The organism is Microbulbifer sp. SH-1 (assembly GCF_011326135.1).
Lineage (GTDB): Bacteria > Pseudomonadota > Gammaproteobacteria > Pseudomonadales > Cellvibrionaceae > Microbulbifer > Microbulbifer harenosus.
The window spans coordinates 2,849,187-2,867,362 of record NZ_CP046948.1; the positions used below are offsets into that span (position 1 = coordinate 2,849,187).

Genomic DNA, 18,176 nt, shown 5'->3' on the forward strand with positions numbered 1-18,176 from the left:
CCGAGAGTACTCTCCGGCATCATCGTCTTCATCGACTGCCGGGCGGCTTTTTCTGCGGGTTACTAAGAGGGCTCGTTCTGGTCGGAAAATTATGCGGAGGGTTAACCCTTCTCTCCGTTTTCAGGACCGTCTCTATCCTCTCCCTAGCTTCGGCCATGCTTGTCACTTCGCCCTTATTCCTCATCTGAATCACCATCAAACTCTTCGTCAAACTCTTCGTCAAATTCCCCCGCCGCAGATTTCTTGACGAGATCCGGGGAGCCCATATGCGTAACATCGTCAGGGAAATCGCTCTCAAGTATGTGCTTGTTCTCATCAACAGATTGCTTCATTTTCTTGAGGCGTTCTTGATAGGAAGATTTGTCTTTCATAGTTTCCTCACACAATAGTCTGGGAAATTTGCCGCTCCTGTGGAGGGGACAGATCTGTAACCACGAGATACATAGTATGCCCTGACACTATCATTAACCGGCTCCATGATTCTCACTTCGGCGGCTCCAAGCAGGTTGGCGAATGCAATAAATCACGCCAAAATACTGATGCACCAGTACCATTAACTCAATTTTTGATACAACCCAAGCTCAGAATTCGAAAAGCCCTGGAAATGCCAATGTCACCCGTTTTGATAATTGACACCAACGTCTCAATTGCGCTGGAAAGCTTCAAACTAGAATTTTTGCTTCCGATATTGGAATGATCAAACTGGGAGGAAACGATCATGCCCCGACATAATATTTTCACCATGCCCTTCGCGCGAGTCTATCCGATGTATGTACAGAAAGCCGAGCGCAAGAACCGCAACAAAGCAGAAGTCGACGAGATCATCCGATGGCTGACCGGTTACGATCAACAGGAATTGCAACAGCAAATCGCCAGGGAAATCGATTTCGAAATATTCTTCGCCGAGGCACCGGCGATGCATCCGAACGCCTGCCTGATCAAGGGCGTGGTGTGTGGTGTGCGGGTGGAGGAGGTGGAGGATCCGCTGATGCAGAAGATCCGCTATCTGGACAAGTTGATCGACGAGCTGGGCAAGGGCAAGGCGATGGAAAAAATTCTGCGGCAATAATTTGCCGCAGAATTTTCAACGTTTCCTTTCTGTGTCCGCTATTGAATCCCCATACCGGCCTTTTTCATCCCCGCCTCCAGCTTCTTGATGTCTTCCGGTGACAACTCGGGGCGGTCGACATTGATCGTCAGTTTGTTCAGTTTCGCGGTCAGCGGGAAAGGCGGCAGATAGTCGGAGTCGTCAATACCGGTGATGGTGTCGGAGCCGATATCGAAGCTCTCGTCCCACTGCAGGATGATGGGGATGGTCTTTTCCATGCGCTGGGTGGCGACGACCTTGCCGTCCACTTTTAGGGTGCCGGTGCCCCCTTTGCCCACCCCGGCAAAGCTGTTGTAGGCAATGGTGCCGAGGCCGAGCCCATCGTATTCAAAGTCGAACTCGATGGTGTGGCGGCCCGGCGCAAGCGCCTGCGGTGCTTCCCATCTCACCCAGTCGAGGTTGAGCAGGTTCCAGTTGAATACCGGCTTGCCCTTGAGCAGATAGAAACCCCAGCCGGCGAAGCGCCCGCCGGAGGTGGCGATCATGCCCTCGGCACCGCCTTCCGGCACGGTGATGTCCGCGGTGATGGTGTAGGAGGTGTTGAGCAGGAAGGGCGCATCGCCCTGGGGGGTTCCGGTCATCGGCCTTGTATAGACCAGCTCGTTGCGGCCGGCGGTGAGGCTCGGGCGCTCGGCCGCGACTCTGGCGGCCACCGAGGCGTTCATTGGGAATACCTGATATTTTTTGGCCTCTTCAACAAACAATGCCCGCAACTGTTTGACCTTATCCGGATGCTGGGCCGCGATGTCTTCCGACTGGTTCCAGCTCTCGTTCAGGTTGTAGAGCTGGAATGTCTGGTTGTTGAGGGGATCGGTATTGGCCTCTCCAAACGCTTGCCACGGTGCGCGGTTGACCTTGGTGCTCAGCAGCCAGCCGTCATGATACAGCCCCCACTGGCCCATCATTTCGAAGTACTGGGTTTTATGGCGCGATTCGGCCTTGGCGTTTTTCGCGTCGAAGGTGTAGGCAAAGCTGGTGCCTTCGATAGGCTTCTGTTTGATGCCGTCTACATACTCGGGTGCGGGGATGCCGATGACTTCCAAAAGCGTGGGGACAACGTCGATGACGTGGGTGAACTGCTGGCGCAGCGCGCCTTTGTCCTTAATGCGTTTCGGCCATGAGATGACCATGTTCTGGTTTACGCCGCCGAGGCGCGAGGCGTTCTGCTTGAACCAGTCGAACGGGGTATCGAAGGCCCAGGACCAGCCCGCCGACATATGGTTGTAGGCAAACTCGGTGCCCCAGGCATCGTAATACTTCATCTGCACGTCGATCGGCGGCAGCACGTCATTGAAAAATGCGACCTCACTGAAGGTCCCCTCCGGACCGCCCTCGGCGCTGGTGCCGTTGTCGCCGTTGATGTAAATGACGATGGTGTTGTCGAGCCGACCCAGATCCTCGAAGGCCTGGATCACGCGGCCGATCTCATGGTCGTTGTAGGCGGCGTAGGCCGCGAACACTTCCACCTGGCGAATATAGAGTTTCTTGGCGTCTTCGCTGAGGGAGTCCCAGGGGGGGAGTATGTCCTTGGGCCAGGGCGTGAGCTTCTGATCCGGCGGAATCACGCCGAGCTTTTTCTGGTTTTCGAAAATGCGCTCGCGCAATTTTTCATAGCCGTCGTCAAACAGGTGCATCGCGTGAATTTTATCGACCCACTCCTTGGTGGGGTGATGGGGCGCGTGGGTTGCGCCGGGTACGTAGTGCAAGAAGATCGGCTGGCTGGGATCGGTCTGGTGGATACGCGTCATCCAGTCGATGGCATCGTCCGCCATGGCGGTGACCAGGTTCCAGGAGGGCTCCTTCCCGGTGACCGGCCAGATCTTCGCATTGGGGTCCGAGCGGTCCATCTTCAGGCTGCCCTCGTGACCGATCCAGGGGTAGATTTGCGTGGTGTTGCGGAACAGGTTCGGCCCCCACTGGTTGGCGTCGCCGCCGACAAAACCGTAAAAGTAGTCAAAGCCCATGCCCGTGGGCCATTGCGTGAAGGGACCCACCTGGCTCGCCTGATAGGTGGGCGTGTTGTGGTTTTTACCGAACCAGCTGGTGGCATAGCCGTTGTCGCGCAGGATGCGGCCTATGGTGGCGTTGTCCACGCCGATAACGCTGTCGTAACCGGGAAAGCCCGTGGCCTGCTCGGCGATAACGCCGAATCCCACCGAGTGATGGTTGCGCCCAGTGATCAGTGCCGCACGCGTGGGCGAGCACAGGGCGGTGGACATGATGCGGTTGTAGCGCAGTCCGTTTTCGGCAATGCGCTCCATGGAGGGCGTCGGAATCACACCGCCAAATACACTGTTGATGGCAAAGCCGGCGTCGTCGGTCATGATCAGCAGGATATTGGGCGCGTCTTTCGGCGGCACCACCCGTGGCGGCCACCACGGCGTGGATTGCAGTGCGCCCTCCTTAATGACACCGCCGAATTTTGGTGCTGGGGGCGGTAGCTGGTCACCGGGAATAGTGGTGGTGGCACTTGGGGAGCCGGGCTTGCCGGTCTCCTGCTGTGCCATCACTGGAATGGTGATTGCGAGCGCGGCAATAGCCGCCATCCATGACATGAGCTTCATGAGCCGTCCTCGAAACCTGTTTACCAACATATGAAAAAGGGTTGGCGGTATGCGCCCCCTATAAGGCTAGTTAACAGATTGCCTGCTACTACCAATCGGGCACGATACCGTCGCAATGGTCAACGAGCAGGGAGCGGACATGGCGGAGAGAAAACCCTGCGGCAGTCATCCACTACAGGGTCCGTTTCAGCCGACGGGTTCCGCCGGAGAGGGAGTGGGCTTGGCGCGCAGCCGCAGTATCGCGAGCGCGATGACGGTGATGGCGAGCGGCGGGAAAGACACCCACAGTACGGTATTCCACCCATACACACTCAGGATGCCGCCGGAGGCAAACGAGCCGAGGGCCATGAGGGTAAACACGATAAAGTCATTCATAGACTGCACCCGGGTCTTCTCCTCGTCGCTGTGGCACTCCAGCACCAGCGCCGATGCACCGAGGAAGCCGAAGTTCCAACCCAGCCCCAACAGAATCAGTGTCCACCAGAAGTGCGGCACCTGCGCGCCCATAAGACCCACCGCCGCGGAGACGCCGATCAACAGTAACCCCAACAGCATCACACGCTCGGCGCCGAAGCGCGCAATGAATTTGCCGGTGAAAAAACTCGGCGCGAACATCGCAATCACATGCCACTGCAGCCCGAGATTGGACGACGCGGTGGAGTGTCCGTGCATGTGCATGGCGAGCGGGGCGGCGGTCATGAGAAAGTTCATCAGTGTGTAGGAGATGGCCCCGCAGGTGGCGGCGGCGATAAAGCGCGGTTGCCGCACGATGACAGCCAGAGGACGCCCGCCGCGGTGCGCCGTGGCGACCGGCCTGGGCAGGCGCACCCCAATCAAAATGAATGCTGATAGCGCCGCAACGGCGGCCTGCGCATAAAAGGTGGCGACAAACATCGGCTGTGGCATCAGGTCCATGGTCCAGTTGACCAACTGCGGACCTACGACGCCCGCGGCCACGCCACCGGCCATTACCATCGACAGCGCCTGTGCCTTGCGCGCGGGTTCCACCGCATCCGCCGCGGCAAAGCGGAAAGACAGCACCACCGCGGCATAGGCGCCACCGAAAAACGTCGACAAACAGAACAGCCAGAAGCCGCTCGCCCCATCCACATACACTGCAACCACCGCCAGCAGCCCGGCGAGTACACCGGCGCCGGCGCCGCTCAGAAACGCGGCGCGGCGACCGTAGCGCCCGGCAATTGCCCCCACGGGTAAAATGCACAGGGCCATACCCACCACAAAGATCGACAGCGGCAGCGTTGCCAGCAGCGGCGTCGGCGCCAGATTGTTACCGACAATGGCACCGGTGGCGTAAGCAACCACGGAGTTCGCCCCAGCCAGTGCCTGAGCGACAGCGAGCCGCCAAATGTTATTGCGCTGTTCGCGCGCGCTTAATTCCTGCATATCAGTTTTCTGGCTCGGACAGATAGGGTTCGCGAAGCAAGCCTGTAAGCTTTTCCCGCGGCAAGGTCAGTTCAATCTCGCCCATGGAATAGGGGGCGAGGGTGTAAACGCCATAGAGCAATTTCAGCCCGCTATCGGTGAGCCGGAAATCGTCACTGCGCACAAAGGGCCAGTTCTCGCGGAAGTCCACGTCTACCTCCTGCGCCTCCATCCACTGCTTGTGGGCAGTCTGCGCCAGCGACCAGAACCGCTCCTCCGCACCCGGTGCTATCACATCGGCAAGCGCAACTTGCCGATTCTCCGCCAGGTCCCAGTTTAGCCAGTGGGTTACCGGCATTCCATGGGCGCCTCCGCTGTATATATAACTGCTGATGGCAACGGTGAGCAGGTTGTCGTGCAGCGCAAGCTTCTTGGCATCGCCGGTCAGCTGCCAGGCCGCGCTGGATATTTCGGAGGCCTCCGCAGCGTCAGCGATAAATGCTTTCGCCACTTGTTCGAAGTTGCTGGCAGTGGAGCCCGGCGCCTCGCCATTGCCCTGCAACTGCTCAAGCAATTGCACGCGCACCGCATCGTTGAGCGCTGGGCGCTCGGCAAACACTTCGCGCTTTATCACTACGGAAGTGCAGCGCTCTTCGGCATCGCAGCCCGGTGTGCGCCATTCCCGCGTCTCTACATTTGAGGCCAGGGGCGCCGCGCGCGCGGGTTCGCGTTTGTCACAGGCGATCAGCGCCAGCAGGGCCCACAGCACGGCCGTCGTAGTGGCAAGCCGAGATTGCATCCCAAGGCGATTCAGAGTGTCCATTCAGAGTTCCTCATTCCTGTTGGCGGACGCCACAGCATACTCCTTTGCACAGACGCATCGAACCCCGCTACCGCGTTCAATCCCCCTGCGCAGCATGGTAGAGTGCGCGGTTTGCAATCGGGGCCGAGCGCAATTGCGCAGCCCCTCCCCCGCGCTTGCGAAGTTTTCTTCCGTATTCCCGGAGTGCTGCTTGATTACGTTCACCATCAGCGATATCCGCAAAATGACCGATCCCCGCACATTTGCCCGCGGCCAGGATTACTTTGATCGCGGGCGCGTGCTGAACGCGTCTTATGACGACGAAGCGGATATTTATCGCGGCACAGTGAAGGGTTCGGCCCGGTATGTGTACCGGGTGGAACTGGACGTGGAGCGCGGCCTGCTGGTAGGCCTCTGTTCCTGCCCGGTCGGGCTCAATTGCAAACACGCCGTAGCCACGGCGCTGAAGCTGCATCAGGATGCGCGGATTGCCGAAAGCACACTGGACCTGTTCGCCCCCGCGGCGCCGCCGGTTCCCGGCGTACAGAAGGCGCATAGCGCCGAAGGCTGGCAGCAGTGGCTGGCGGATCTGCCGCCGGCACCGCAGCGGGAGCCGGAGCCACTGGAAAACGGGCGCCACTACCTGGTGTATTTTCTGGAACCCGACACGCGCTTTTCTCCGCCGCGGTTGCGGCTCAATATCCGCAAGGGCTACCTGAAAAAAGACGGCAGCTGGAGCCAGTTGCGCTATTACCAGCCCGATACCAGTAACCTTAGCTGGAACCGCCCCAGCCACCTGCGCGATGACGACGTCAATATCCTGCAACTGCTGTCCCGTGCCAATGCGACCGGGCAGCTGGAGCTGCGCGGCGAGTCCGGCCATCGCGCGCTGGTGCACCTATTGAACTGCGGGCGCTTCTATCTCGACGAAGACGCCATCCAGCGCGGCCCCGCCAGAACCCTGCAGTGGCAATGGCGGAAACTTGAACACCAGCAGCGGCAACTGGCCGCGGAATTGGAAGGAATGGCGGACGCCGCGCACTGGCTGCCCATTCCGGTCACGCCGCCGTGCTATCTGGATATGGAAGGCGCAACCATCGGCGATATCCTCACCCCGGTGGCCAGCAACCAGCTCCCTCACCTGATGGCCATGCCGCCGGTGGCGGAAACCGAGTTCACCCGGATGTCGCTGCAGCTGCGCCAGCTGATCCCACAGGACCAGCTGCCGCTGCCGGTGGAACCCGCGCTCACCGAGGTCAACACCTTCACCCCGCGGATAACACTGGTTGGCTGCGAGCTGCAGAATTTTCGGCTGCCGGCCCTCAAGCTGCAGTTCGATTACGCGGGAATCAGCCTGCCAGCCCCGTACAGCCATGCGTTTACCGGCGGGGAAGAGCTTCTGGAACGCGACGGACACCACTACCTGATCCACCGCGACATCGCCGCGGAGCACGACTGCTGCGACGAAATTCACCAGATGGGCCTGGTCCTCATGTACGAGGAGCTGGGCGGCCACGAGGAAATCTGGTTTCCCGATGCCCACGGCCCCGACGAGGTCCCGCCACTTTGGAACGCCTTTCTCGACAACGGATTGCGTGAGCTGGAGCAGCGCGGCTGGATCATCGACACCGATCCCAGCTACGCCTTCAATATCAAGCGCGCGAATTTCGCGTTCAGTGTCGCAGATGCCCCCAACCACTGGTTTGAACTCGGGCTCGATCTGACTCTGGCCGACGGCACCCGGTTGCCGACGGCCGCCCTGCTGGAGCACTGGCTGGAGTCCGGTACCCCGGACGAATTGACCCTGAACCTGGAGGGGGACTGGGTGCAGGTCGACACCCGGCCACTGCAGAGCATTCGCAGCCTGCTGGTGGATCTGCTGCAGCAGAAAAAGCTCGATGGGCCGATCAGGCTGCCCGCCTTCCAGGCCGGGCAACTGGAGGAGTTCCCCGATCTCGACCAGCGCAAGGCACCGCTCACCCGCAAACTGGCACGATCGCTGCGCGACTTCTCCGGCCTGGAAAAAATTCCCGCCCCGCGCAGTCTCAATGCCAACCTGCGCGGCTATCAGCAGGAAGGGCTGAACTGGCTGGCATTTTTACAGCGCTATGGTTTCGGCGGCATTCTCGCGGACGATATGGGTCTCGGCAAAACCCTGCAGACGCTGGCGCTGATTCAGCATATGAAAGAATCCGGCCAGCTGAAGAAGCCGGCACTGGTGGTGGCACCCACCAGCCTCACCGGCAACTGGATGCACGAGGCGGCACAGTTTGCACCTGAGCTGAAGGTCACCCTGGTCCACGGCCCGAACCGCGATCCCGCCTTCAAGCAGATCGCCAAAAGCGATCTGGTCATCACTACCTACCCACTTCTGGTGCGCGACAAGGCCCGCTACGACAAACGCAAATTCAGCCTGATGGTGCTGGATGAAGCCCAGGCCATCAAAAACCCCACCACCAAAATCGCCGAGTGTGTGCGCGCCATCAAAAGCACATTCCGCCTGTGCCTCTCCGGTACACCGCTGGAAAATCATCTGGGGGAACTGTGGTCGCTGATGGACTTCGCACTGCCCGGGCTGTTGGGCGGGCGCAAGACATTCAACCGACTCTACCGCAATCCGATCGAGAACGACGGCGATGTGGAGCGCCAGCGGGAACTGGCGCGCAAGGTCAGCCCGTTCATGCTGCGGCGCACCAAGACCGAAGTGGTGAAAGAGCTGCCGCCGAAAACCGAAAGCATTCAATACGTGGAATTGGCAGACAAACAGCGCGCACTGTACGAAAGCGTGCGCGCGAGCATGGAAAAGCGCATCCGCGATCTGGTCGCGAGCCAGGGCATGGCGAAAAGCCATATCGAGTTTCTCGACGCACTGCTGAAACTTCGCCAGGCCTGTATCGACCCGCGCCTGGTCAAACTGGACAAGGCCGCGAACATCCGGGAAAGCGCCAAGCTGGAATGGCTTGCCGAAACCCTGCCGCAGCTGCTGGAAGAAGGCCGCAGCATCCTGATCTTCTCCCAGTTCACCCAGGTGCTGAAGCTGATCGAGGAGCAGCTCGCGGCGCAGAACATCGACTACACCAAACTCACCGGCCAAACCCGCAAACGGCAGGACGCCATCGACCGCTTCCAGAGTGGCGAGGTGCGTGTGTTCTTGATCAGCCTCAAGGCCGGCGGCGCCGGCCTCAACCTCACCGCCGCCGATGTGGTCATCCACATGGACCCGTGGTGGAACCCCGCGGTGGAGAACCAGGCCACCGACCGCGCCTACCGCATCGGCCAGGACAAACCGGTGTTCGTCTACAAGCTGGTGGCGGAGAACACCGTGGAGGAGCGTATCAATCAGATGCAGCAACAGAAGCAGGCACTGGCAGACTCCCTGTTTGACGCGACCAAATCCAGCAAGCTGCCGGGCAGCAGTGAGGATTTACTGGCGCTGTTGTCGTGACTCCCTACTGTTGAGACCGTGCGCCATCGGCACGGCGGATCGGTGGGGCAGTCCGGGCCTGGCGCATCCACAGCACTAACCCCAGCAATGTGCCGAGCAGTGCCCCGAGCAGATGACTGGAAATCGCGACTTCCGCCTCGATCAATGCGCCGGTCGCCGCGCTCGGACCCACAACCCACTCCCACGCCACCTTGAGTGCGCAGCCCGCCAGCAACAGTGCGCCGGACCAGCGGCGCTGGGACAGATCGCCCACCGCGCCAAGGCAGAACACCCCGTGCAGCGCACCGGAAAGACCGTAGTAGTACTCCACATCGGGAAACCACGACCAGAGCCCGGCACTGATCGCTATCGACAGCAGAGCCACGAGGCCGAGATATTTCCCTACCGCGTAGCGCGCGCCCAATAACACATTGCGGCCGAACACAAACCAGAGTGCAATCACCCCGGCACCGTTCAGCATCAGGTGCGCCGCATTGGTATGGACCAGATGCCCGCTGAGCAGGCGCCACCACTGTCCATGACTGATCGCGCCGCGATCGTAGAGGAACCAGTCCGGGCACATTCCCTGCAGCATCTGCAGCAGGCCACAGATCAGCACCAGCAGCAGCGGGCCGCCAAAGCCACGGCCGGGGAGAAATGGTTTCGGCGGTCTGGTCATTGAGTCAACGTATCGGGCAGTCAGTGTCGATACGCACTATCGGCGAGCGGCGCCGGAATAGCAATTTCCTTCCCACCTCCTCCCCGGGCTCCCGCAGCAATGCATGGTTGTTCAGCGCGCGCAGCAGAAGCCTGGTAACCAGCCCGGTTACGGCTTTTTCAGCACACACACCTGATCACCGTAGTAGTTGTCTGCGTAGTTGCACTCAAGCACCGGCGTTTGCGCGGCTTCTGCGATTCGACTTTTCATCCTGTTTTTCCTATTGGTTGTTGAGGTACGGGGAAAAGGTAATCCGAGGGTAGACATAGTTGAAATCAAATAAATCTCTGGCCCAGATCAACAATAACTATCGAAAACTATCAAAATGACCACCTTGATAGATGTAATCGTTGCGCATTATGAAATCCCGCACCCTCTTCCTCTGGTATTCCCGCCTCAGCTGGGGCAAACTACGCAAAATGAAAACGTTTACATTTCTGGATTGGGAACACCAACCGGAATTGCGCGAGAGATGGGGAAAGCAAATAAATCATGGACAAACTCAGTCAATTGCGGGCAATGACCGCTGTAGTGGCGGACACCGGTGACATCAACGCCATCCGCCAGTTCACCCCGCTGGATGCCACCACCAACCCTTCCCTGCTGCTGAAAGCCGCACAACAGGCGGAATACCAACCGCTGATCGAGCGCGCCATCGCGTTTGCCGCAAAACAGGGCGGCAGCGACAGTGAACAGGTCGGGCTCTGCTGCGATCACCTGGCCGCCAGTATCGGCCGCGAGATTCTGCAGATCGTGCCCGGGCGCATTTCCACCGAGGTGGATGCCCGGCTCTCCTTCGACAGCGCGGCAACGCTGGAACGTGCCCGCCGGCTTATGGACCTGTACGCGCAAATGGGCGTGGCACCGGAGCGGGTGCTGATCAAGATTGCCTCTACCTGGGAGGGTATCAAGGCGGCGGAAATTCTCGAGCGCGAGGGTGTCCACTGCAATCTCACCCTGCTGTTCAGCTTCGCTCAGGCGCGCGCCTGCGCCGATGCCGGCGTTACCCTGATCTCTCCATTTGTGGGACGGATTCTTGACTGGTATCTGCACAACACCGACGCCACCAGCTTCGCGCCGGAGCAGGATCCGGGCGTACAGTCCGTGCGCCGCATTTACCACTTTTACAAAGAGCACGGTTACCGCACCACCGTCATGGGAGCGAGCTTCCGCAACACCGGTCAAATCGAAGCGTTGGCCGGCTGCGACAGCCTCACCATCAGCCCCGATCTGCTGGCACAACTCGCCGAAGACAAGGGACCGTTGCCACGCGCGCTGACGACAAGCGCAGATGCGGGTTGCGCCGCGGCGCCAATCTCAGAGTGCGATTTCCGCTTCGAACACAACGACGATGCCATGGCCCACGAAAAACTCGGTGAAGGCATCCGCAAATTCGTAGCCGACCAGTACGCACTGGAAAGCCAGCTGCAGGCCCGCGCCAAAAATCTGGAGGCGGTGTAAATGCGAGCGCAAGAACAGGTGTTTCTGGGCATAGATGCCGGTACCCAGAGTCTTAAGCTGCTGGCCTACGACGCCGGACTGAAAAAAATCCTGCACGTTTCCGCCGCACCTCTGGAGCTGATCAGCCGCGACGACGGCAGTCGCGAGCAGCTGGCCGAGTGGTGGCTCGCCGCTTTGCGCCAGTGCATGAGCGAGCTGCCGGATGACATCAAACGCCGTGTGCGCGGCATTGGCGTATCCGGACAACAACACGGTTTTGTGCCGCTGAACAAGAACGGAGAAGTGATCGCGCCGGTAAAACTCTGGTGCGACACCAGCACCATCGCCGAGTGTGCGGAAATTACCGAGCGCTTTGGCGGCGTGGAGCGCTGCATCGACGCGGTGGGCAACCCGATACTGCCGGGTTATACGATTTCCAAGATCCTGTGGCTGAAGAAAAATAATCCACAGGCCTATGGGGAGCTCGCGCATATCCTGCTGCCCCACGATTATCTGAATTTCCATCTCACAGGAAAAATCTTCACCGAGTACGGCGACGCCTCCGGCACCGGCTACCTGAATATTCTGCGCCGGGAATACGACCGCGATATGCTGCAGGCACTCGACCCCGAGCGCGATCTACTGCCAATGTTGCCGCCGCTGCTGGAAGCCAATGCCACGGTTCCACTAGGCGAAACCGCGCGCGCCGAATTCGGCCTGCCAACCGGTGTAAAAGTCTCCACCGGCGGTGGCGACAATATGATGGCTGCGTTTGGCACCGGTTCAGTAACCCCCGGCGTGCTGACCCTGAGTCTCGGCACTTCCGGCACCCTCTTCGCCCACAGCGACGCCCCGGCCATCGATCCGGGCAGTGAACTCGCCGCCTTTTGCTCCTCCTCCGGCGGCTGGTTGCCGCTGCTGTGCACCATGAATTGCACCGTGGCCACAGAGCGCACGCGCAAGGCGCTGGGGAAATCCATTGAGGAATGCGAGGCGCTGCTGGCGGCATCCACACCCGGTGCCGGCGGCATACAAAGCCTGCCGTTCTACAACGGCGAGCGCATCCCCAATCTGCCTCACGCCCGCGCCAGCCTGCACGGCCTGAACGACAGCAACATGACGCCGGCCAATCTCTATCGCGCAGCGATGGAGGGCGCGACGTTTACCCTGCGCCGCGGCCTTGATGCCTTCGCCCGTGCAGGGCAGACATTCACTGCCATCCGCCTCACCGGCGGTGGAGCCAAAAGTCCGCATTGGCGGCAGATGATTGCGGATGTGTTCAACCTGCCGGTGGAAGTACCTGCACAGCAGGAAGGTGCCGCCTTTGGCGCCGCCATGCAGGCACTTTGGGCCTGCAGCGAAAACGCGGACCTCGCCGCGCTGACCGAGGAACACCTGGCCGTGGATACGAGTCTTGGCTGCGCCCCGGATGCAGAATCCTCAGCGGCTTACCAAACCCACTACCAATCATTTCTGGAACTGCTCAGCCAGCAGTATCCGAGCGTACAACCAGTCGAATAACTCTGGAGAACATCATGAGCAGAAGCCTTTTCATCGGCGACAAAGAATACTTCCCCGGTATCGGCCAGATTCCTTTTGAAGGCCGCAACTCCGACAACCCGCTGGCGTTCAAATTCTACGACGCCAATAAAGTGATCGGCGGCAAGACCATGGAAGAGCACCTGCGTTTCGCGGTGTGTTACTGGCATACCTTCTGTGGCAAGGGCGCCGATCCGTTTGGCCGCAATACACAGGTATTTGCCTGGGATGACGCTGCCGATGAGCTGACTGCAGCGCGCCAGCGCATGGACGCCATCTTCGAGTTCTCCACCAAGCTGGGTGTACCCTACTACTGCTTCCACGATGTGGACATGTCACCGGAAGGCAACTCCATCAGCGAGTACGAAAGCAACCTCGCGAAAATGGTGGAGCTGGCAGCGGAGCGGCAGAAGGCCTCCGGCATGAAACTGCTGTGGGGTACCGCCAATCTGTTCTCAAACCCGCGCTATATGAACGGCGCCGCCACCAACCCGGACTTCAAAGTTCTGAGTTACGCCGCTTCCCAGGTGAAAGCCGCGCTGGATGCCACCGTGGCACTGGGTGGTGAAAACTACGTGTTCTGGGGCGGCCGCGAAGGCTATATCTGCCTGCAAAACGCCAACACCAAACTCGAACAGGAAAACCTTGCGCGCTTCCTCACCGCAGCGCGGGACTACGGCCGCTCCATCGGCTTCAAAGGCACCTTCCTGATCGAACCGAAGCCCATGGAGCCCACCAAGCACCAGTACGACTTCGATGCCCAAACCGTGATCGGCTTCCTGCGCCACTGGGGTCTGGACAAGGATTTCAAACTCAATATCGAAGCCAACCACGCCACCCTGGCCGGCCACACCTTTGCCCACGAACTGCAGATGTGTGCCGACGCCGATATGCTCGGTTCCATCGATGCCAACCGCGGCGACTACCAGAACGGCTGGGACACCGATCAGTTCCCCACCGATCTGTACGATGCGGTACACGGCATGATGGTGGTGCTGGAAAACGGCGGCTTCAAGTCCGGCGGTCTTAACTTCGACGCCAAAGTGCGCCGCGAATCCGTAGACATGGAAGATATCTTCCTCGGCCATATCGGCGGCATGGACACCTTTGCCCGCGGCCTTGAAGTGGCCCACAGAATTCTCACCGAATCGCCCTACCAGAGCTGGAAGGCCGCGCGCTACGCCAGCTACAGCGAGGGCAACGGCAAGGCGTTTACCGAAGGTAAACTGAGCCTGGCAGACCTGCGCAACCTGGCGGCGGAAAGCGGCGAACCGCAGCCCGCGAGCGGCAAGCAGGAGCTGTACGAGAACCTGATCAATCAGTACCTCTGAGAATCACTATAAATCTACTGCGCGGGCACCTGGTGGCGTCCGGCAGTGCTCAGAATGCTCATGTACTTATGTACACTGCGCTTCCTGCGCGCTGGCGGACACCGCCAGGTACCCGCTCGTTACGATTTCTAGTAATCCCAGATTTGATTGATGTTCAACCTAAACGTCAGATGACTCTGGTTTGGGCCTGCAATTGCAGGCCCTTTTTTATATGTGGATACCATTCGGCCTGCACAGGCGCTACCATCTTGCGCTTCGCCTGCCAGGACACGCTGGTACCATCAGAACGACAAATCAGAGGACTGACCAGTGTCCATAAAAAAAGTCGCCAAGCTCGCCGGTGTCTCCACCGCCACCGTCTCCCGCTACCTCAACAGCCCCGAGCAGGTTAAAGAGAAAACCCGCAACAAGGTGCAGGCGGCCATCGACGAGGTGGGCTATGCCCCCAATGCCCTGGCGCGCAACTTCCGTCGCGGCAAGACCAGCCTGATCGTAGTGGTACTGCCGGCTATCGGCGATCCGTTTCTCGACAAGGTGATGCGCGGCATCTGGAGAGTGGCGGATGAGCAGGGTTACAGCATCCTGATCCGCGATACCCAATCCAACTCCCACGAATTCGACGAATACACCGAAATGGTATTCTCCAAGCAGGCGGACGGTATCCTGCTGCTGGCCAGTATCTCGCCGTTCCACGAGGCAGCCCCTAACCGCGGCGGCGAGCGTGCGCACCCGCCTCTGGTACTGGGGCTGGAAAGTGTAAGTGCGGAGCTCAGCCACTTCCCCAGCGTGCGTGTGGACAATATTACCGCCGCCGCCGACGGCACCGACTACCTGATCCAGCTCGGCCACCAACGCATTGGCTTTATCGCCGGCAAGCGGGATTCCCTGCTCACCAAGGACCGCGAGAAGGGTTACCGCAAGGCCATGCGCAAGGCCAAGTTGGCGATCTCCAGTGACTGGATTGTGGAAGGGGAGCAGACCATCGACGGCGCCCGCCGCGCCACCCGCCGCCTGCTGGAGCTGGACCAACGCCCTACGGCGCTCTTCTGCGCCAACGACGAAATGGCCTTGGGTGCCCTGCACGAAATCAAGAGCGCCGGCCTGAAAATCCCCCGGGATATCTCCGTCATCGGCTTCGACGATATCCGTTACGCGGAGATCGCCGATCCGCCGCTGACCACCATTGCCCAGCCGGCGGAGGAGATCGGCGAGCGCAGCATGCGCCGTCTGTGCCAGGCCATCGACGCTGGCGATGGCGACAGCACACCGGAGATCGTTCCGCACAATCTGATTGTTCGCAAGTCCACCGGCAAGGCCCCCGGCTGACCATCTCACTGCGGGAACTTGCGCGGTGTCTCACGGCGACCGGAATTTGCGCGCAAAGTTCACAAAAGGCGGCGGATTCAGCCGGTTTTACACTACAGTTAAATCAGTAACCGCGCCGAATCCAGCCCGCCTACCGGGCCCACCGCATTACTCTGAGATCAGCAGGGATATAAACAGCAGCGTATACGCAGTCGAGGTCGCCACCATGAATACGCATTTGTCGGTAAAACCCGAGAGTTCTTCCAAACCCGTTTTGCTCACCGCGCAACAGAAATCCGCGCAGGAGCAGCAGAACTCGCAGACCAAGACCGGCAAAAGTGCTGCAAACGCTGGCCTGCGATATCCGAAGGACCTGGAACGCTGTTTTGTGCTGGGGAATAACTGAACAGCGCTTGTCCCGGAGCCCCGAGCGGCTCCGTATCGCTTTACAGTGATTTCGACTCCCATCTGTCCGTTTTAAGCAAAAACTCTCTGCAACGCGGGGAGTTTTTGCCACGTCTGGCCGTCCTAATCTCAGCCGCGCTTTATGGGCGCCTTCAAAATCAAAGGCTTTAAAGCGAGATCCGTCATAAACGATGTGAATAACAAATTTCAATCATCGTTTTAATAACAAATTTCGATAACGAAAAATCCTCACCAACCATGACCGATTCCAATAAAAAACCGTCTGTTCAGTTCCGTAGCGCACGCTGGTTCGACAACCGGGAGCACGCGGATCACACCGCCCTGTACCTGGAGCGCTATTTCAATTTTGGCCTCACCCGGGAGGAGCTGCAGTCCGGCAAGCCGATTATCGGCATCGCCCAGACCGGCAGTGATCTCACCCCCTGCAACCGCCACCACAGGGAGCTGGCGCAGCGGGTGAAAGACGGCATCCGCGATGCCGGCGGCATTCCCATGGAATTCCCGGTGCATCCCATTTTTGAGCAGGGCCGCCGCCCCACCGCAGCGCTCGACCGCAACCTCGCCACCCTGGGGCTGATTGAGACGCTGCACGGTTACCCGATAGACGCGGTTGTGCTCACCACCGGCTGCGACAAGACCACGCCAGCCACGTTAATGGCCGCACTACAGCTCGACATTCCCGCCATCGTTTTTTCCGGTGGCCCCATGCTGAACGGCTGGCGGCCGGTAAGTTGTGAAGGCGGCACAGACAATGACAACAGGGAAGAGCGCGTCGGTTCCGGCACGGCCATCTGGCAGAACCGCGAGCGGCTGGTGAGGGGGGAGCTGGACTATGCGGGGTTTATGGACGCCTCGGCGGAGTCCGTGCCCAGCGTCGGTCACTGCAACACCATGGGCACCGCACTCTCTATGAATGCACTGGCGGAGGTGCTCGGTATGTCCCTGCCGGGCTGCGCCGCTATTCCCGCGCCCTACAAAGAGCGCGCGCAGATGGGTTATCACACCGGCCGACGGATTGTGGAAATGGCGTTTGAAAACCTGAAGCCATCGGACATTCTCACCCGCCAGTCCTTCCTCAATGCGGTGGTAGCCTGCAGTGCTCTGGGTGGCTCCACCAATGCCGTGGTGCATCTGCTGGCACTGGCGCGGGGGCTGAAAGGTGTGGACTTCAGCATGGACGACTGGCAGCGATACGGTGAGGACGTTCCGCTCCTGGTGAACTGTATGCCCGCGGGCAAGTATCTAGGCGAAGAATTCTACCGCGCCGGGGGCGTGCCCGCGCTGTTAAACCAGCTGATCGGCGACGGCCTGATCGACGGCAGCCAGAATACCGTCACCGGCCACTCACTCGCACACAACTGCGAACCTTTCCCTGTGCGCAATCGCGACGTGATCTTCCCGACCGACAAACCACTGATGCAGAAGGCCGGCTTCGCCATCATGCGCGGCAATTTTTTCGACTCGGCACTGATGAAAAAATCCGTTATCAGCCCGGCCTTCCGGGCAAAGTACCTGGTCAACCCCGAACACCCGGAATGCTTTACCGCCCGCGCCATCGTGTTCGAAGGCCCGGAGGACTACCGCGCGCGCATCGACGACCCGGCGCTGGATATCGACGAACACTGCATTTTGATCATCCGCAATGTCGGTCCGGTGGGTTACCCGGGCTCCGCAGAAGTGGTGAACATGCTGCCACCCAGGCGGCTGGTAAAGCAGGGCATCACCTGCCTGCCCACCATGGGCGACGGTCGCCAGAGCGGCACTTCCGGTAGCCCGTCGATCCTGCATATAGCACCGGAAGCGGCCACCGGCGGCGGCATAGCCCTGTTGCAGACCGGCGACAGAATTCGCGTAAATCTCGCTGACCATCGGGTCGATGTACTGTTGACGGAAGAGGAACTGGCCGAGCGCCGCAAACACGTGAAGGCACCCTCGTTGGTCAACCAGACCCCGTGGCAGGAGATCTATCGCCGCACCGTAAGCCAGCTGGACACCGGGGCAGTGCTGGAAACCGACGAGGAATTTGTGCGGATTCTCGATAACCACCCGGTGGGGCGCCACTCCCACTAGAGCCCCTTCTGCAGCCGGCGGTCCGGCGCCAGGCTGCTATCTTTGAGGTTCGTCCACAAAACCACC

13 protein-coding genes are annotated in these 18,176 nt (G+C 59.9%); 8 read left to right on the plus strand and 5 right to left on the minus strand.

The features are described from left to right. Positions 1–173 precede the first annotated feature (173 nt). Entirely contained in the window at positions 174–371 is a 198-nt protein-coding gene (locus GNX18_RS11755; protein WP_166218308.1) for a hypothetical protein, read from the minus strand. Positions 372–718: 347 nt separating this feature from the next. Here GNX18_RS11755 and GNX18_RS11760 point away from each other — a divergent pair, with 347 nt between their 5' ends. Continuing rightward, positions 719–1,069, plus strand: coding sequence for a DUF2200 domain-containing protein (locus tag GNX18_RS11760; protein WP_166218311.1), 351 nt, complete (start codon positions 719–721; stop codon positions 1,067–1,069). A 38-nt stretch (positions 1,070–1,107) separates the two neighbouring features. On the opposite strand, the gene GNX18_RS11765 is transcribed toward GNX18_RS11760, so the two are convergent. From GNX18_RS11765 to GNX18_RS11775, 3 genes are all read right to left on the minus strand, one after another. After that, positions 1,108–3,672 carry an arylsulfatase gene (locus GNX18_RS11765; protein ID WP_205827896.1) on the minus strand — a complete coding sequence of 855 codons (2,565 nt, stop codon included), beginning with the start codon at positions 3,670–3,672 and terminating at the stop codon, positions 1,108–1,110. A gap of 186 nt (positions 3,673–3,858) precedes the next feature. Beyond that, positions 3,859–5,076 carry an MFS transporter gene (locus GNX18_RS11770; RefSeq protein ID WP_138235063.1) on the minus strand — a complete coding sequence of 406 codons (1,218 nt, stop codon included), beginning with the start codon at positions 5,074–5,076 and terminating at the stop codon, positions 3,859–3,861. 1 nt (position 5,077) lies between these two features. After that, positions 5,078–5,878: a DUF3298 and DUF4163 domain-containing protein gene (locus GNX18_RS11775; protein ID WP_138235064.1), complete on the minus strand. Its 801-nt coding sequence runs from the start codon at positions 5,876–5,878 to the stop codon at positions 5,078–5,080. Positions 5,879–6,068: 190 nt separating this feature from the next. Between GNX18_RS11775 and GNX18_RS11780 the strand changes: the two genes are divergently transcribed. Then, positions 6,069–9,302: a DEAD/DEAH box helicase gene (locus GNX18_RS11780; protein WP_166218317.1), complete on the plus strand. Its 3,234-nt coding sequence runs from the start codon at positions 6,069–6,071 to the stop codon at positions 9,300–9,302. Between the two features lie 4 nt (positions 9,303–9,306). On the opposite strand, the gene rrtA is transcribed toward GNX18_RS11780, so the two are convergent. Then, positions 9,307–9,960: a rhombosortase gene (gene rrtA / locus GNX18_RS11785; protein WP_166218320.1), complete on the minus strand. Its 654-nt coding sequence runs from the start codon at positions 9,958–9,960 to the stop codon at positions 9,307–9,309. Between the two features lie 528 nt (positions 9,961–10,488). On the opposite strand from rrtA, the gene tal reads away from it, so the two are divergent. From tal to GNX18_RS11815, 6 genes are all read left to right on the plus strand, one after another. Further along, complete coding sequence (tal, locus tag GNX18_RS11790; RefSeq protein ID WP_138235067.1) at positions 10,489–11,460, plus strand: transaldolase; 972 nt, start codon at positions 10,489–10,491, stop codon at positions 11,458–11,460. After that, positions 11,461–12,960 (plus strand): xylulokinase, encoded by a 1,500-nt coding sequence (xylB, locus tag GNX18_RS11795; RefSeq protein ID WP_166218323.1) that lies wholly within the window; start codon positions 11,461–11,463, stop codon positions 12,958–12,960. Between the two features lie 14 nt (positions 12,961–12,974). Beyond that, positions 12,975–14,309, plus strand: coding sequence for a xylose isomerase (gene xylA / locus GNX18_RS11800; RefSeq protein WP_138235069.1), 1,335 nt, complete (start codon positions 12,975–12,977; stop codon positions 14,307–14,309). Between the two features lie 309 nt (positions 14,310–14,618). Beyond that, positions 14,619–15,635 carry a LacI family DNA-binding transcriptional regulator gene (locus tag GNX18_RS11805; RefSeq protein ID WP_138235070.1) on the plus strand — a complete coding sequence of 339 codons (1,017 nt, stop codon included), beginning with the start codon at positions 14,619–14,621 and terminating at the stop codon, positions 15,633–15,635. A gap of 205 nt (positions 15,636–15,840) precedes the next feature. Continuing rightward, on the plus strand, positions 15,841–16,020 hold the full coding sequence (locus tag GNX18_RS11810) for a hypothetical protein (protein WP_138235071.1): 180 nt from the start codon (positions 15,841–15,843) through the stop codon (positions 16,018–16,020). Positions 16,021–16,277: 257 nt separating this feature from the next. Beyond that, the gene (locus GNX18_RS11815; RefSeq protein WP_138235072.1) at positions 16,278–18,110 is read left to right on the plus strand and encodes an IlvD/Edd family dehydratase; all 1,833 of its coding nucleotides are present in this window, start codon (positions 16,278–16,280) and stop codon (positions 18,108–18,110) included. The last annotated feature ends 66 nt before the right edge of the window (positions 18,111–18,176 follow it).

What these genes read in the sequence shown, in the direction of transcription:
- GNX18_RS11810 (WP_138235071.1), top strand. Translation starts at nt 15,841, where the DNA reads ATGAATACGCATTTGTCGGTAAAACCCGAGAGTTCTTCCAAACCCGTT.
- GNX18_RS11760 (WP_166218311.1), top strand. Translation starts at nt 719, where the DNA reads ATGCCCCGACATAATATTTTCACCATGCCCTTCGCGCGAGTCTATCCG.
- xylA (WP_138235069.1), top strand. Translation starts at nt 12,975, where the DNA reads ATGAGCAGAAGCCTTTTCATCGGCGACAAAGAATACTTCCCCGGTATC.
- rrtA (WP_166218320.1), bottom strand. Translation starts at nt 9,960, where the DNA reads ATGACCAGACCGCCGAAACCATTTCTCCCCGGCCGTGGCTTTGGCGGC.
- GNX18_RS11775 (WP_138235064.1), bottom strand. Translation starts at nt 5,878, where the DNA reads ATGGACACTCTGAATCGCCTTGGGATGCAATCTCGGCTTGCCACTACG.
- GNX18_RS11815 (WP_138235072.1), top strand. Translation starts at nt 16,278, where the DNA reads ATGACCGATTCCAATAAAAAACCGTCTGTTCAGTTCCGTAGCGCACGC.
- GNX18_RS11765 (WP_205827896.1), bottom strand. Translation starts at nt 3,672, where the DNA reads ATGAAGCTCATGTCATGGATGGCGGCTATTGCCGCGCTCGCAATCACC.
- xylB (WP_166218323.1), top strand. Translation starts at nt 11,461, where the DNA reads ATGCGAGCGCAAGAACAGGTGTTTCTGGGCATAGATGCCGGTACCCAG.
- GNX18_RS11755 (WP_166218308.1), bottom strand. Translation starts at nt 371, where the DNA reads ATGAAAGACAAATCTTCCTATCAAGAACGCCTCAAGAAAATGAAGCAA.
- GNX18_RS11770 (WP_138235063.1), bottom strand. Translation starts at nt 5,076, where the DNA reads ATGCAGGAATTAAGCGCGCGCGAACAGCGCAATAACATTTGGCGGCTC.